Here is a 14201-nt window from a genome sequence, read left to right on the forward strand (position 1 = left end):
CCTTACTTGGCAGTATTGACGTTGCCTTGAAAATCGACGCTTACCGCCGTGGCTGAGCCGCTCTTGCTGGCCTTGCCGCGCCAGACACCGTTGTCGTCCTTCGTCAACTCGGTGACGTTGGTGTAGCCGGCATCTTCGATCTTCGACTTGGCTTGTCCTTCAGTGAAACTGTTGCGACCGGCGACAGGAGCGTTGGAGTTGTTCTGGCCGGCGCTGTTAACCGCGTTGTTGTTCGGTCCAGGCTGTGCGGGCGGATTTTGCGCCGACGCAGTGGTCGCCGCCAACAATCCAATACAAATGAACAGAAGTGATCGTTTCATAGTTTATCTCCAGAGCTTCAGGAGCAGCCCAATCTCCCGCTGCGGCTTTGGTTCCTAAGCTGTTGCTTCACTCGGAACGCTCATCGCCGAACATTCGTCGCCCGTGGCGTCTTCGAGCGCGCTTTGCGGCTGCTCGTCGCCGCGCTCGCGCCGCATTGGCACGTCGGCAATGGTTCCGAAAACGGGCGCCGGTGCTGCGGCGTCACGGCTCAACGGCAGCTTGAGAAGGAACTTAGCGGAAGATGGGAGATTGCCTCACGTAATCACCTTACCCGGAGACAATCATGGCCAAGATGAAGAAGCTTGAAGACCTGTTTCACGACACGCTCAAGGATGTCTATTTCGCCGAAAAGAAGATCCTCGCAAGCCTGCCGAAAATGGCGAAAGCGGCTCAGCACGCCGGACTTAAAGCAGCTTTCGAGAAACACCTCGGCGAGACCGAAGGTCAGATCGGCCGTTTGGAGCAGGTGTTCGCGGAGATTGACAAGAAGCCTCAAGGCAAAACTTGCGAGGCCATCGTGGGGATCGCCAAGGAAGGCCAGGAGATCATGGACGAGTATAAGGGCATGCCGGCTCACGACGCAGGCTTGCTTGCCGCAGCGCAGGCCGTCGAGCACTACGAAATGAGCCGCTACGGCACACTTCGCACCTGGGCCGAAGAACTCGGTTACACGAAGGCGGTGAAGTTGCTGCAGCAGACTCTCGATGAGGAACGTGCGACCGACGCTGCGCTGACGAAACTTGCGAAATCGGTCGTTAATCTGGACGCTGAACAAGACGAAGCCGCATAAGCGTCGCCCGATCAACGTAGCGGTAAGCACGCGAGCGCGCCTCCAGCAGGAGGCGCGCAGGCGCAATTGCGCTAGCTGACGCGCCGCGCAGGACGGAACGAATCCGTACTGCGCGCGTGATGTTCTAATGAAAACACCTAAGATGACGCGCGATAACTCTCGTTCCGAACGAGTTCCGTCCGCACTGACACGGATGCCCGCAACGCTGATGGCTAAGGTGGAAGCCTGGGCGATCGCCAATGACGTCAACCCCTCCGACGCCATCTGGCAGCTGGTAGAACTGGGGCTGATGGCTGGGCTAAGGCCAACACAGGTTAATGCGACGCGAGCCAAGGAATTGGCTGCTAACGTCATCGACGGGCTGGGCGATGGCGCTGCAACCGCCGGCGATCGGGCCAGCCGCAAGAGCCGGCTGCTGAAAGGACCCGAAGAGTTCAGAGAGGCGCGTGTCGATCGGCCAAAGGCGAGAAAATGAAAACACCTCGCGGCAATGAACCTTCGAAGCAGATCAGCAGCGCCGAGCGGGAAGCGCGGAAGGCCTTCCGCGAAGTAGGCGCCAAGACGGCCGTGAGCGATCACGAGATCGCCCAGACCGCATTCTCGCAGAACCGGGAGCGTCTGAAAGCCGAGCGGCTCGCACGAGAGGCCGCGGCGCCGCCGTCCGCAACGGCGAAGTCCAGGTCCAAGGCGAAAAAGGAATGAAGATCGGCGGCAAACTCGACTTGCGGTAAACGAGCCCGTTAGCCCCGAGCGTCACCGCAGGTCGATAAAGAGCGTGGTCGGGCCAGCGGCCCTCCTGCGCCCGTGCCGCGTTTCGGTTATACTCCGACATCGACGTAGCCGATCACCAGATCACTCATCTTTCAAAGGCGTACATTGCTGCGCTGGTTTTGCAGATCCGCTTGACTAGGGGCAGGTCACGATGGCTATGGCTTACCGTCTGGCGATGCGCAAGGACGCGAGCCGACTGTACGAGCTGCGGCGGCGATCGATCCTTGAACTCGCGCCTCCAGCGATGCCGACCGCCGAAGCGCAGGCGTGGGCTGAGCGGCTGACGCTCTCCGGGATGGAGCGAAAGCTGGGTGAGCTGGAAATATGGGTTGCCGAACTGGACGGCACCGTCGCCGGGTGGGCGGCCGTTCGCGACGACGCGCTGGAGGGCCTGTATACGGCACCAGAATTTGCCGGGCAGGGCGTTGGCGCCGGACTGCTCGACAGGCTCGAAGGACTGATGCGTGAGCGCGAGTTCCCGTCAGTGCGCCTTGAGGCAAGCTCAAACGCCCGCGGTTTTTACCTGCGTCGCGGCTACCGGGCGAACGGCCCTCAAACGCCTGATGGCGCCTGGCCCATGGTGAAAGAACATCTCGCCTGAAAAGCGCGGCGGAAGGAGAATAAATGCGACGGGCGGCGGTACGGCTTTGGCAGCCGTTTAAACCGTTCGCGGCGCTTGATTTTCGTCCCGCGAGGGGCGACTTTGGCGCCCGCTTGGCCGGGCTGATCTGAGCCCTCGCGGGCGGGTTGTCAGGAGGATATTGCGTGGCGGACCATCAAGTGCACGATTTGACCCCGGAAGACGTTTCCAAGGGGATAGCGGAAGGGCGCTATCTTCTGGTCGACGTCCGCGAACCCAACGAGGTCGCGGTGGAAGCCTATCCGGACGGCGTGGTCGTTCCGCTGCAGTCGTTCGACCCGGCGGCCATTCCCGATCCCAAGGGCAAGCAGGTGGTTTTCGCCTGCCGTTCGGGCAAGCGCTCGGTGACGGCCTCGCTGGCGGCGCAGGCAGCGGGCCTGCCCTATGACAAGCATCTGGCTGGGGGCATCATCGGCTGGAAGGCAGCCGGCTTGCCGACCAGAACTGGCGGCTGATCTCCATCATGACATCCATGAATAAGGTCTTTGCCGACCTTCCGGTCACCGTGTTCGAGGCGATGTCGCAGGCCGCGCGCGACAATAACGCCATCAATCTCGGCCAGGGCTTTCCCGACGATCCCGGTCCGGAGGACATCCGCCGCGCCGCGGCCGACGCCACCGTGAACGGCTACAACCAATACCCGTCGATGATGGGCATTCCCGAACTGCGGCAGGCGATCGCGGCCCATTACGGCCGCTGGCACAAGCTCGCGCTCGATCCCATGACGGAAGTGATGGTGACGTCGGGCGGCACCGAGGCGCTGACGGCTTCCATTCTCGCCGTCGTCGAACCCGGTGACGAGGTCGTCTGCTTTCAGCCGGTCTATGACAGCTACCTGCCGATCATCCGCCAGGCCGGCGGCATTCCGCGCCTGCTGCGGCTCGAGCCGCCTGATTGGCGGCTGACGGAGGAGATGCTGGCCAGCGTCTTCAACCACAAGACCAAGGCGGTGCTGTTCAACAACCCGCTCAATCCGGCCGCCGTCGTCTATCCCCGCGAGGATCTCGAATTGCTGGCGCGGTTCTGCCAGCAGTACGACACGATCGCGATCTGCGACGAGGTCTGGGAGCACGTGATCTTCGACGGCCGCGAGCATATTCCGCTGATCACGATCCCGGGCATGCGCGACCGCACGATCAAGGTCGGCAGCGCGGGCAAGATCTTTTCGCTGACGGGATGGAAGATCGGCTTCGTCTGCGCCGCGCCGCCGCTGTTGCGCGTGGCGGCCAAGGTTCACCAGTTTCTGACCTTCACGACAGCGCCGAACCTGCAGGCCGCCGTCGCCTACGGCCTCAACAAGCCCGACGAATATTTCCATGATATGCGCAAGGACCTGGCGCGGAGCCGGGACCGTCTGACCAAAGGATTGGAAAGCATCGGCTTTCCCGTGCTGAAGTCGCAGGGCACCTATTTTCTCACCGTCGATCTCTCGCCGCTCGGTCTCAACGAAACCGACGTCGAGTTCTGCAACCGCATCGTGACCGATTATAAAGTCGCTGCGATCCCAGTATCGGCGTTCTATGAGCAGGACGCGGTGACGTCGGTGGTGCGGTTCTGTTTTTCAAAGAAGGACGAAACGCTGGATACCGCGCTGGAACGCCTGTCGGACGCGGTGCACGGGCGTCGCAAGAGGTAGAAGATGCGCGATTCCCTCCGAGGCTCGCTTTGCCTGATCGGTGCGATCACGGTTGTGCTGTCGCTGTCGCCGGCGCAGGCCGAAGAGCGCACCGTGAACTTCTACAACTGGTCGAACTATATGGCCCCGGGGGTGCTGGAAGACTTCACCAAGGAAACCGGCATCAAGGTGGTCTACGACACCTTTGACGCCAACGAGACGCTGGAGACGCGGCTGCTGGCAGGAAAGTCGGGCTACGACGTCGTCGTGCCGACCGGCTATTTCCTGCAGCGCCAGATCACGGCAAAAGTCTTCCTCAAGCTCGACAAGTCGAAGCTGCCGAACCTCGCCAATGCCTGGCCGGTCGTAACCGGCCATCTCGCGACTTACGATCCCGGCAACGATTACGCCGCCAACTACATGTGGGGCACCACGGGCATCGGCTACAACGTCAAGACCGCGCAGAAAATCCTCGGGCCGGACGCGAAAATCGATAGTTGGGATATCGTCTTCAAGCCGGAGAACCTCGCAAAATTCAAGGATTGCGGCATCCATATGCTGGACTCGGCAGACGATATTCTGCCCGCGGCGCTCGGCTATCTCGGCATTGATCCGAACTCGACCAGGCAGGCCGACCTGGAAAAGGCCGCCGATCTCGTCAGCAAGATCAGGCCCAACGTCCGCAAGTTTCACTCCTCCGAATATCTGGGCGCGCTGGCGTCAGGTGAAATCTGTTTCGTGGTCGGATGGTCCGGCGACATCATGCAGGCGCGCAGCCGCGCGGCGGAAGCCAGGAACGGCATCGAGATCGGCTACACGATTCCGAAGGAGGGCGCGCAGATGTTCTTCGACAATCTGGTGATTCCGGCGGACGCGAAGAACGTCGCGGAGGCCTACGCGCTGATCAATTATCTCTACCGCCCGGACGTCGCCGCGAAAAATTCCGACTTTTTGTCGTACGCCAACGGCAATCTGGCGAGCCAGAAGCTGGTCGATCCGAAGATTTTGAACGACCGAAATATTTACCCGGATGAGGCGACGCAGAAAAAGTTGTTCGTCATCCAGGCCCGCGACCCCGCCACCCAGCGCATCATCAACCGGCTGTGGACGAGGGTGAAGACGGGGAAGTGATTTTCCCGTCATTGCGAGCGAAGCGAAGCAATCCATGCCTCGGCATAACGGATAGATGGATTGCTTCGCTGCGCTCGCAATGACGTTGTGAGATCGTTACGGCCAGTTGCACGCTCGCCCGTAGCCCCGGATGAGAATCGTAGCCCGGATGAGCGCAGCGATATCCGGGGCCGGTCCCGCAAAATCCCGGACGTCGCTGCGTTCGTCCGGGCTGCGTTCGCTCCCAACAAACTTCTGTTGCCGGAACCCGAGCGAGCACCTATAGCTCCCTCCGGGAGCATCACATGACCAACATCCTCACGTTCTTTTCAACGCGCACGCTGCTGCAGATTGTCTTCATCCTGGGATCGGCTGTCGCGCTGAAGGCGTGGAGCCTCGGCCTGCTGTTCGGATAGGCCGGCACCTGTAGGAGCACCTGTAGCCCGGATGAGCGAAGCGAAATCCGGGAACTGACGACGACACCGGCCCCGGATGTCGGGCAGCGCATCGCGAACTCCGTCATTGCGGGAGCGAAGCGACGAAGCAATCCATGCTTCGCTTCGCCCGCAATGACGGTGAGGGACGGCGCGGACCTACCGCCATCGCCGATGCAGCCACAGCCACTGGTCCGGATATTCCCGCACCCAGCCTTCGACCACTGAGGTCACCGCCTGCATCGTGCCTTGAATATCGATCTGCCCCGAGGCGTCGCGTACCGGCTTGACCTCTTCGGACAGCTCGGCGCGGAAGCGGTGGTTGGGCAGGCGGATGATGCGCACGCCGTGCACGGGGCAATCGACCTGCCGCAACAGCCGCGCCAGGGTCGGATTGGCCTTGGTCTTGCGGCCGAAGAACGTCACCTCGACGCCGTTGCCCATGTACTGATCGACCAGCATCGCGACGTGCTGGCCCCGCTGCAGCGCTTCCGCCAGCTTGAGCGGCGCCTCGCGGCCGGCCGGCACCAGCGTGCCCATTTTGACGGCGCGGATCCGTTCGATGGCGCGGTCGGCGGACTCGATGTTGGGGCGGCGGAACAGGATCGCGCAATCTAGCCCATGGGCGACCGCGCCGAGTGCCGGGATCTCCCAATTGCCGAGGTGGCTGGCGAAAATAATCGCCGGCTTGCCGTCGTCGCGCAGGGTATCGAAAATCTGCTTGGTCCGCGCGCCGAACTCGACGCGGCTCGGTTTGTCCGGATGGTCGACGTCGTAGTCCCAGATGTGATCGAGATGGGCGAATTCGGCGCCGATGCGGCCGAGATTGTCCCAGACGCCGGCCAGAATGGTTTCGATCTCTTCGGGCGACTTCTCGGGGAAAGCGGCCGTGAGATTTTCGCGCCCGATGCGGTCCTCGCGCAGCCGGCGGCCGATGAAGCGCGTGGCGCGGCCGAAGAAATTGGCGGTCTTGTCCGGATCGAAATAGCGCGTGGTGCGCAACAGCGCGATCGTCAGCGCGCCGACGGCTAATTCGGCCACGGGCTTTGCGGCGTCGCGCAGGCGCGCCTTGGTGCGTAGGAGCAGGCGGTTCATTGTCTACTGATAGCTGGCCGCTAGACCGGTTCGCGCGTCAGGATCAGCGAGGCGTTTTGCCCGCCGAAACCGAACGAATTCGACATCACGGCGGTCACCCTGGCGTCGCGCGCGGTGTTGCCGACCACATCGAACAGGATCGCCGGATCCGGAATCTCGTAATTGATGGTTGGCGGAATCCGCTGATGTTCCAGCGTCAGCAGCGAGAACACGGCTTCCACCGCGCCGGCCGCCGAGATCGTGTGTCCGACCATCGACTTGTTCGACGACACCGGGATCTTCGGCAGATGCTCGCCGAACACGACGGCGGTCGTGTTGTACTCCATCTTGTCGTTTTCCGGCGTCGCGGTGCCGTGCGCGTTGATGTGGTCGATCTGTTCGGGCTCGAGACCGGCATCGGCCAGCGTCTTGCGCATGCAGCCGATGATCGGCTTGCCGTCCGGGCTGGAGCGTGTGCGGTGGAACGAGTCGGTCAGCTCGCCGCAGCCGGCGACCACGCCGAGAATTTTTGCGCCGCGGGCGATCGCCGACTCATAGCTTTCCAGCACCATCGCGCCGGCGCCTTCGGCCATGACGAATCCGTCGCGGTTCTTCGAGAACGGTTTTGAGGCAGCCTGCGGCGGATCGTTCTGCGTCGACAATGCCGACAGCAGCGAGAACCGCACCAGCGCTTCCGGATTGACCGAGCCGTCGGTCCCCACGCAAAGCGCGGCGTCCGCGTCGCCGCGGCGGATCGCCTCGACGCCGAGCTGGATTGCGGTCGCGCCGGAGGCGCAGGCTGTGGAGAGCGAGATCGGCGAGCCCTTGGTGCCGAACGCTTCGGCCAGATGGCTCGCCACCGAGCCGAACATGAACCGGTGATGATAGGCTGCGAACCGGCCGCCGCCGCTGACGCGCAGCATGTCGCCATAGTCGAATTCGGTCTTGCCGATCGCACGCCCAAGCTCGAGCCGCTGCGGCCATTCGACCTCGACCGGCGCCACCGCCAGGAACAGCGGTCCGGGGAAATCGGCTTTGCTGCCGATGGCAGCCTGTTCGAGCGCTTCCTCGGTAGCCATTTCGGCCAGCCGCTCGGTCAATCCCGTCGAGGTGACGGGATCGACGCTGACGAAATCGACCGTGCCGGCCATGGTCGATTTCAGTCCGTCGATCGGAAAGCGCGTCACGGTGCGGATGCCGGATTCGCCCGCGATCAGCTTGCGCCAATTGTCCTGCTTGCCGGCGCCGAGCGACGTCACCACGCCCATGCCGGTGACGACGACGATCGGCCTGCCGAATTTATCCGATGGTGCTGACATGGTTCCCCCGATGTTGCGCCGTGAATGCGCTCTCGCGCTCTACTTGACGGCCTCGACCAGGGCCATGCCTTCGCCCTGCCAGTGACCAGCCCCCACCACCACAATCTGGTCCGGCTGACCTGCCTTTTCAACCTCGAGCCCGGTCGGATCGTTGGGCGGAAACAGCGCGCCGCGGGAGAGCGAGAGTGCGGCCAGCGCCAGCCCCAGCGGAAACTGGGTCTCCAGTGTATGGCCGAACATGGTTCCGGTGGCGCGCACCGCAAATCCGGGGTGTTGGCCCAAAAACGCCTTTTCTTCCGAGGTCACCGGCTCGACGCCGGTCGCGCCCGTGATCAGATTCCCGCTGTCGCTGGTGACACCAAGCTTCGGCCACATCGCTTCCAGCGATCGGGTCACCGCGCCCGGTTGCTTGCGCTGCGCGAGGTCGGCGACCACCTTGGTCAGTTTTGCATACGGCTTGGCGCCGCGGGCTTCGGCATGCTCACGGGATTCCAGCACCAGGAAGCAGCCCGCGGAGCCAAGCGCAAAACCGCTCTTGTCTTCGCGCTGCCATACGGGAGCGTACGTCTCTTTCAGATTGAAGTCGCCGAATTCATAGAGGACCAGCAGATCGGAGCGCTCGCCATTATGGGCGGCGCCGACCAGCGCGATCTCGCTCTGCCCGGCCTCGATGCGGGCCAGCGCGATCCGCGCCGCGTCGATCGAGGCGGCTTCCTCGCCCATGAAGGTGCGCGACGTGCCGCACACGCCGTGGACGATGGCGATGTTGCCGGCGAGCAGGTTGGAGAGCTGGGCCAGAAACAGCGTCGGCCGCAGATCGTTCATCAGCCGTTCGTTGAGGAATCCAGGGCTCGAATTGCCCTTGGCATCGGCGTTCATGATCGCCTCGTCGACCGCCAGATCGCGCTCGCCGCCACCGGCGGCCACGATCATGTCCGTCCGCCCCAGGATTTCCTTGTTGCCTTTGATGCCCGCCGAATCCAGCGCCAGCCCGGCGGCATAGGTGCCGATGCGCTGCCACGCTTCCATCTGGCGCTGGTCGCCCTTTTTCGGGATCTGGGCGTCAAAGGACACCGGCGCCAGCGGATGCACGATGTAGGGCGCAAACCGCTTGTCGTCGACGTTGATTTTCTTCGCGTTCAGCGCATCCCAATGCGCATCCAGTCCCTCGCCAAGCGAGGAGACGATGCCGATGCCTGTGATCCAGACTTCCTTCGCCGCCGGAGATTTGGACTCAGTCATGCGTTATCGCCTGCAGTGGGAAGCCGATCTCGTTGGCCTTCGCGTCCATATGCACGCGCAGGGCGGGGTCGGGGAAGGGGGCCAGGCCGAAGGTTAATTCAGCGCTGCACTTCAACTCCTTGCCGACGCGTCCCTTGACCTTGGTGACGGCAAAGCCGGAACCCTCGTGCTCAAGCTTCGCCTCGATCGTCAGCAACTGACCGGGACTGACGAAACCCCGCATCTTGGCTTCCTTCACGATGGCCAGGAACGGCATGCGCTCGAACTTCAGGACGCCGAGTATCAGCCAGCCGGAGCTCTGCGCCATCGCTTCGGTCAGCAGCACGCCAGGCATGATCGGGAAACCCGGAAAATGCCCTTCGAAGATGGTATGCGACGCCGGAACCTGAGCCTCGACCGTAATCGTCTTGGCGTCGAGATTGAGGTCGACGATGCGGTCGATCAGCGTGAAGTAATCAAGGTTCATGGCGGGCGACTAAAGCGTTTTCCAGCGAAGTGGAGGCCGGTTCGCGTCAAGAAAACGCGTCAAACCAAGAATCTGGAGCCCCGTTCCGATTCAATCGGAACGGAAATGGCTCTAGGCGCCCGGCGCTGCATTCTTGGCGGCGACCAGTTCGTCGATGCGTTCGGCGAGATTTTGCAACACGAAATACTGCTCGGTCGTGGCCTTGCCGTCGTTGACTTCCTGGGTCCATTTTTCGAGCGGCATCTTGATCCCGAACGCCTTGTCGATGGCAAAGGCGATGTCGAGAAAGTCGAGGCTGTCGATTCCCAGATCGTCGATGGCGTGGCTCTCCGGCTTGATCGTGTCGCGCGGAATGTCGCAGGTCTCCGCGATAATGTTGGCGATCTGATCGAATGTGGAAGACATCATTAAGCCTTTGATATATTGGAGATAATCCGGAACGGCTTGAGGAGGCGGGGGCGCGGCCCCGGAAAGCCCTGTCCCCCTTGGCCGGAGTCGAGTGCCCGTATATCGGAGCAGGGCCCTGAGTTCAATGGAGGCGGGCCATTCCTGTCACATTGGATTCAGGGGCGAAAATGGCGGATTCGGGGAGGCGGCCATGGGCGTCAACGGAAAGGCTGGCGCTGTTGCCCGGATGAGCGAAGCGACATCCGGGATTGGTCGATCCCGCCCATCGCTTTGCCAGTTGCGGCTACTCCTATCGGCGCGTCTTTTCGCTGGTCAGTGTGTCGACAATGTCTTCGTGAAACTTTTCGTCTAAAGTCTTCCGGTCAGCCCAGGTTGCGCTGAAGTGCACAATCTCCTTGGCTTTGGCCAGGCCGATGTCGCAGGCGGCCCTGAGGACCGCAATAGAATCTATTTTGGAGCAGCCGGATGCTCGCAGATATCTGATTATGGTCTCTACGTCTTCACCGGCTTGTAACCGACGCCGAGACTCTGCGATCAATTCTTGACGTGTCATCGACGGTCTCGGCTTGTACGTGTACCCGTAGTCTAACATCGGATGACTGCTTCCGAAATGCGGAGCCGCGGTTTACCTGATCCCGCATATCGCTGCGCTCATGCGGTCTACATTCTATCCCGCCCCCAACATGAAGCCGTCGAAATAGGCCGCCAGCTCGGAATGCCCATCGAGCGGCAGAACATGCGCGACATATTGATCCGGCCGCACCAACACCGCGCAGCCTTTGTCCCGATCGATGCCGCGCATCGCAAAGATGTCGGGACCGCCCTTGAGGTCCGGGCAGAACATCTTTTCGTAGTCGCAAAGTCCGTAGCGTCCTTTCGGCGGGAGCAGGAGCGGGGGCATCGCCTCGATGGCGAGCTCCGTATGCGCCTGCTGGAACACCGCACGGACATCGATCACTGAATCGATATCGGCGCCCGCGGGCGTGTACCTTCTCACGGGCGACTTGGAACTCTCGCTCAGGAAGTTGCACAGCGAGCGAACGGGAGAGTTGGCGGCTGCGGGATCGCCTCTACCTGCAAAGACGAAGATCCGGAAGCGCCCGTCGGCCTTGGCGACGTGGCCGAGCTGAACCGGCTTGGCGTCCGCGAGTCGAATGACCGGCGCCGAGTGAAAGCGCGTGCCGATCAAAAGGCCCTTGGCGAGGTGCTGGTGATCGGGTTTGGCGGTGAGGATGGACGGGCGGTAGTGCGTCGCCGTTCCCGCGGTATAGCGGCCGTGCCGGACGAAATAGTCTTGGGTTTCCGCAGCATCCGCGCCCTTGTTGTCGCCTTTGGCGGAAGCGAGGATTTCGGCCCATTCGCGGTCGAAGTCGATCAGTTCCTTCGCAACCGCCTGCCGTTCCGCCGAATAGCTGTGCAGGAGCTGCGGGGCGCTGCGCTGGCGCAGGACGGAGGCGAGCTTCCATCCGAGATTGAAGGCGTCCTGCATCGAGACGTTCATGCCCTGGCCCGCTTTCGGGCTGTGGGTGTGGCAGGCGTCGCCGGCGATGAAGACGCGGGGCAGGCGCGCCCCGACCTCTTCCGCCGGCACGTCGTCGAACTTGTCGGTCAGCCGCTGGCCGATCTCGTAGACCGACCACCAGGCAATCTCTTTCACGTCCAGCGTATGCGGATGGAGAATCCGCCGCGCCTTCGCGATCAGATCATCCGACGTGATGTTGCGGTTGGCGACCCGCTCGCCGGCGTCGAGGTTGGTGAGCTCGACATAGAGCCGGACGAGATAGCCGCCTTCGCGCGGGATGACGATGATGCTGCCGTCGCTGGCCGACTGGATCAGCGACTTGAGGCGGATGTCGGGAAAGTCGGTAACGGCAAGGATGTCCATGACGCCCCAGGCATGATTGGCGGAATCGCCGCGCAGCTCCCGCCCTATCGATTTGCGCACCGTGCTGCGCGCCCCGTCACAGCCAACGACATAGCGCGCCTTGACGGTCTCGACCTCGCCCTCATGCGCGGCATCGCTCCGCTCGAGGCTAACGGTCACCGCATGGTCTTCAAGGCGCGCTGCAGGCGAGGTCGTGAGGTCGAGCAGGCGCCGCGAATAATACGGCTCGAGGCGAGCCTCCGATTTGCGCATGACATCGAGATAGCAATCATGCACGCGCGCCTGGTTCAGGATGACATGCGGGAATTCCGACAGCCCGTCCTCGACGTCCTGAACCCGGCCGCTGCGGACGATGTTTTCAGCCCTGCCGTCGTCCGGCTTCCAGAACGTGGTTTCATTGACCCAATGCGCCTCCTTCAGCACGCGCTCGCTGAAACCGTAAGCGTGGAACATCTCCATCGTGCGGCAGGCGACGCCGTCGGCCTGGCCGAGCAGCAGCCGGCTGGGTTTTTGCTCGACGATGCAGGTCTTGATGTCGGGAAACGCCGAAAGCTGCGCCGCCAGCGTCAGACCCGCCGGTCCGCAGCCGACGATCAGGACGTCGACTTCCTCCGGAACCGATCCTGATGTGCCCGAGGCCAAGACCCGCTCGGCTGGATCGGCGATTTCGGGGTCGCCCGGCTCAAAACCGTTCAGATGAAACTGCATGAGACCCGCTCCTCCCGTTCCCGGCCGTCATTTGGATATTGATCAGTATACTGATCATCAGTATACTCGTCAATTCCAGAGATGCCCTTCTGCCTTGGAGCGTTCGGTGAGAGACAACGACGAGATGCCCGGCCATCTGGCGCGCCGCTTCCAGCAGATTGCGGTGGCGGTGTTCCTGGCCGAGGTCGGGGAGGCCGGTTTCGACCTCACGCCCGTTCAATACGCGGCGCTCGCGGCCATCAGGACCAACCCGGGAATCGATCAGGTCACGCTGGCCGGCCTGATCGCGTATGACCGAACCACCATCACAGGCGTAGTCGACCGTCTGGTGCAGAAGGGTCTCTTGGTGCGTAACCCCTCCAGCCGCGACCGCCGTGCCCGCGAGTTGCAGGTGACGGAATTGGGAAAGCGAACGCTGCGCGGAATCACGCCGGCCGTCGAGGCAGCCCAGCAGACCATGCTGCGCGGGCTTACTGCGAAGGAGGGAGCGGATCTGACGCGACTGTTACGCAAGGCCATCGCCGCCGGCAACGAACTGAGCCGCGCACCGTTGCGGGACGCGGAGCTGCGGTGAGGAAATAAAGTAGAGCGAATTAGCGACCGCGTAATCCGCCACGCCACTGCGCTTGACGTCTTGAATTCACGGCTTCGTTGAAACGACGGACGACGCGGTCGCTAATCCGCCCTTCGCGCCCTGACATCCGAATTTTTGCATCCGGCGATCCCGCATACTAAACCTATGCGGCGAACTTGATCGGTTCACACGCCGTGAGCCGGATTTTGCCAGCTTGAGTGAATCGAAAATGCGTCCTCATGGGTCGCCCGTCGTAATCGCGATAGTCAATTGAAACGCCGTCGCCCTCCGGCATCAAGGCGTCGATAGCAAACGCATCGCTCGTTGCTTTGGCGAGCCGCGGCCGCCAATATCGCTCCATTTCGGATCGACCGCTGAAGTTGCCGCCTTCGCAACATTCGACGGTAGCGGCATCATCATAAAGATCCAACAAGGTGTCCAGGCGGCGTTGCTTGCAGGCATCTATCCAATCAACAACGATACCGACTGCATCGAAACGGTCTCTAGCATTCATCATGTCTAGTCCTCCCGCGGCGCTACTACGGCAAGTCGAATGAACGCGTTGTGAACCCGGCGTTCAGATGCTGTTCGTAAAGCTGGAGTTCCGAAAGGGGAACAATGGCGCGTGCGCGATCCCATTTTGGCCAAACATTTAATGGCTTCTGATTTTGGGGCGGGTTCGTAAGTCGGAGCCCTCTATGTATAAACAAGTGCCTGTTGCATTCGCTTTCATTGCCCTCGTGTCAACCGCTTCAGAAGCGCGTCCTTCCCGCATCATGGGTCAAGCTTCGGAGTGCAATATATCGATGCCTTGCGACTTTTCCTTTCGCGAACACGTCGCATT

The 14201-nt window shown here is 62.0% G+C and carries 16 protein-coding genes; 8 read left to right on the forward strand and 8 right to left on the reverse strand.

The annotated features are described in order from the left end of the window. Positions 1–2 precede the first annotated feature (2 nt). Positions 3–320 (reverse strand): hypothetical protein, encoded by a 318-nt coding sequence (locus ACPPVP_RS18695; protein WP_426536856.1) that lies wholly within the window; start codon positions 318–320, stop codon positions 3–5. Between the two features lie 284 nt (positions 321–604). Here ACPPVP_RS18695 and ACPPVP_RS18700 point away from each other — a divergent pair, with 284 nt between their 5' ends. The 7 genes from ACPPVP_RS18700 (at position 605) to ACPPVP_RS18730 (ending at position 5268) form a co-directional block, all read left to right on the forward strand. Further along, positions 605–1111: a ferritin-like domain-containing protein gene (locus tag ACPPVP_RS18700; RefSeq protein WP_426536858.1), complete on the forward strand. Its 507-nt coding sequence runs from the start codon at positions 605–607 to the stop codon at positions 1109–1111. A gap of 127 nt (positions 1112–1238) precedes the next feature. Continuing rightward, positions 1239–1586: a hypothetical protein gene (locus ACPPVP_RS18705; RefSeq protein WP_426536860.1), complete on the forward strand. Its 348-nt coding sequence runs from the start codon at positions 1239–1241 to the stop codon at positions 1584–1586. After that, positions 1583–1813 (forward strand): hypothetical protein, encoded by a 231-nt coding sequence (locus ACPPVP_RS18710; RefSeq protein ID WP_426536862.1) that lies wholly within the window; start codon positions 1583–1585, stop codon positions 1811–1813. Before ACPPVP_RS18705 ends, ACPPVP_RS18710 begins: the two co-directional genes overlap by 4 nt. Positions 1814–2039: 226 nt before the next feature. Then, positions 2040–2483, forward strand: a complete 444-nt coding sequence (locus tag ACPPVP_RS18715; RefSeq protein ID WP_426536864.1) for a GNAT family N-acetyltransferase — start codon at positions 2040–2042, stop codon at positions 2481–2483. Between the two features lie 164 nt (positions 2484–2647). After that, positions 2648–2977: a rhodanese-like domain-containing protein gene (locus tag ACPPVP_RS18720; protein WP_426536866.1), complete on the forward strand. Its 330-nt coding sequence runs from the start codon at positions 2648–2650 to the stop codon at positions 2975–2977. 8 nt (positions 2978–2985) lie between these two features. Then, positions 2986–4158: an aminotransferase gene (locus ACPPVP_RS18725; RefSeq protein ID WP_426536868.1), complete on the forward strand. Its 1173-nt coding sequence runs from the start codon at positions 2986–2988 to the stop codon at positions 4156–4158. Between the two features lie 3 nt (positions 4159–4161). Next, positions 4162–5268, forward strand: a complete 1107-nt coding sequence (locus tag ACPPVP_RS18730; RefSeq protein ID WP_426536870.1) for a polyamine ABC transporter substrate-binding protein — start codon at positions 4162–4164, stop codon at positions 5266–5268. Between the two features lie 572 nt (positions 5269–5840). Here ACPPVP_RS18730 and ACPPVP_RS18735 read toward each other — a convergent pair. The 6 genes from ACPPVP_RS18735 to ACPPVP_RS18760 all read right to left on the reverse strand — a co-directional run bounded on the left by ACPPVP_RS18735 (position 5841) and on the right by ACPPVP_RS18760 (position 12783). Then, on the reverse strand, positions 5841–6776 hold the full coding sequence (locus ACPPVP_RS18735; RefSeq protein WP_426536872.1) for a lipid A biosynthesis lauroyl acyltransferase: 936 nt from the start codon (positions 6774–6776) through the stop codon (positions 5841–5843). A gap of 20 nt (positions 6777–6796) precedes the next feature. Beyond that, positions 6797–8074: a beta-ketoacyl-ACP synthase gene (locus tag ACPPVP_RS18740; protein WP_426536874.1), complete on the reverse strand. Its 1278-nt coding sequence runs from the start codon at positions 8072–8074 to the stop codon at positions 6797–6799. Positions 8075–8113: 39 nt separating this feature from the next. Further along, positions 8114–9316 (reverse strand): beta-ketoacyl-ACP synthase, encoded by a 1203-nt coding sequence (locus ACPPVP_RS18745; RefSeq protein WP_426536876.1) that lies wholly within the window; start codon positions 9314–9316, stop codon positions 8114–8116. Continuing rightward, positions 9309–9782, reverse strand: coding sequence for a 3-hydroxyacyl-ACP dehydratase FabZ family protein (locus ACPPVP_RS18750; protein ID WP_426536878.1), 474 nt, complete (start codon positions 9780–9782; stop codon positions 9309–9311). The genes ACPPVP_RS18745 and ACPPVP_RS18750 overlap by 8 nt, the downstream gene beginning before the upstream one ends. A gap of 111 nt (positions 9783–9893) precedes the next feature. Continuing rightward, positions 9894–10187, reverse strand: coding sequence for an acyl carrier protein (locus ACPPVP_RS18755; RefSeq protein WP_426536880.1), 294 nt, complete (start codon positions 10185–10187; stop codon positions 9894–9896). Between the two features lie 670 nt (positions 10188–10857). After that, on the reverse strand, positions 10858–12783 hold the full coding sequence (locus ACPPVP_RS18760; RefSeq protein ID WP_426536882.1) for an FAD-binding monooxygenase: 1926 nt from the start codon (positions 12781–12783) through the stop codon (positions 10858–10860). A gap of 106 nt (positions 12784–12889) precedes the next feature. Between ACPPVP_RS18760 and ACPPVP_RS18765 the strand changes: the two genes are divergently transcribed. After that, on the forward strand, positions 12890–13357 hold the full coding sequence (locus tag ACPPVP_RS18765; protein ID WP_426536884.1) for a MarR family winged helix-turn-helix transcriptional regulator: 468 nt from the start codon (positions 12890–12892) through the stop codon (positions 13355–13357). A gap of 163 nt (positions 13358–13520) precedes the next feature. Here ACPPVP_RS18765 and ACPPVP_RS18770 read toward each other — a convergent pair whose 3' ends face one another. After that, positions 13521–13874, reverse strand: a complete 354-nt coding sequence (locus ACPPVP_RS18770; RefSeq protein WP_426536886.1) for a nuclear transport factor 2 family protein — start codon at positions 13872–13874, stop codon at positions 13521–13523. Positions 13875–14201: the final 327 nt, after the last annotated feature.

The sequence above is a fragment of the Bradyrhizobium sp. McL0615 genome, assembly GCF_049993905.1.
Taxonomy (GTDB): domain Bacteria; phylum Pseudomonadota; class Alphaproteobacteria; order Rhizobiales; family Xanthobacteraceae; genus Bradyrhizobium.

Bases quoted from the DNA above. Each gene is read 5' to 3' on its own strand.
- ACPPVP_RS18695 (WP_426536856.1), bottom strand. From the start codon at position 320: ATGAAACGATCACTTCTGTTCATTTGTATTGGATTGTTGGCGGCGACC.
- ACPPVP_RS18700 (WP_426536858.1), top strand. From the start codon at position 605: ATGGCCAAGATGAAGAAGCTTGAAGACCTGTTTCACGACACGCTCAAG.
- ACPPVP_RS18705 (WP_426536860.1), top strand. From the start codon at position 1,239: ATGAAAACACCTAAGATGACGCGCGATAACTCTCGTTCCGAACGAGTT.
- ACPPVP_RS18710 (WP_426536862.1), top strand. From the start codon at position 1,583: ATGAAAACACCTCGCGGCAATGAACCTTCGAAGCAGATCAGCAGCGCC.
- ACPPVP_RS18715 (WP_426536864.1), top strand. From the start codon at position 2,040: ATGGCTTACCGTCTGGCGATGCGCAAGGACGCGAGCCGACTGTACGAG.
- ACPPVP_RS18725 (WP_426536868.1), top strand. From the start codon at position 2,986: ATGACATCCATGAATAAGGTCTTTGCCGACCTTCCGGTCACCGTGTTC.
- ACPPVP_RS18730 (WP_426536870.1), top strand. From the start codon at position 4,162: ATGCGCGATTCCCTCCGAGGCTCGCTTTGCCTGATCGGTGCGATCACG.
- ACPPVP_RS18735 (WP_426536872.1), bottom strand. From the start codon at position 6,776: ATGAACCGCCTGCTCCTACGCACCAAGGCGCGCCTGCGCGACGCCGCA.
- ACPPVP_RS18740 (WP_426536874.1), bottom strand. From the start codon at position 8,074: ATGTCAGCACCATCGGATAAATTCGGCAGGCCGATCGTCGTCGTCACC.
- ACPPVP_RS18745 (WP_426536876.1), bottom strand. From the start codon at position 9,316: ATGACTGAGTCCAAATCTCCGGCGGCGAAGGAAGTCTGGATCACAGGC.
- ACPPVP_RS18750 (WP_426536878.1), bottom strand. From the start codon at position 9,782: ATGAACCTTGATTACTTCACGCTGATCGACCGCATCGTCGACCTCAAT.
- ACPPVP_RS18755 (WP_426536880.1), bottom strand. From the start codon at position 10,187: ATGTCTTCCACATTCGATCAGATCGCCAACATTATCGCGGAGACCTGC.
- ACPPVP_RS18760 (WP_426536882.1), bottom strand. From the start codon at position 12,783: ATGCAGTTTCATCTGAACGGTTTTGAGCCGGGCGACCCCGAAATCGCC.
- ACPPVP_RS18770 (WP_426536886.1), bottom strand. From the start codon at position 13,874: ATGATGAATGCTAGAGACCGTTTCGATGCAGTCGGTATCGTTGTTGAT.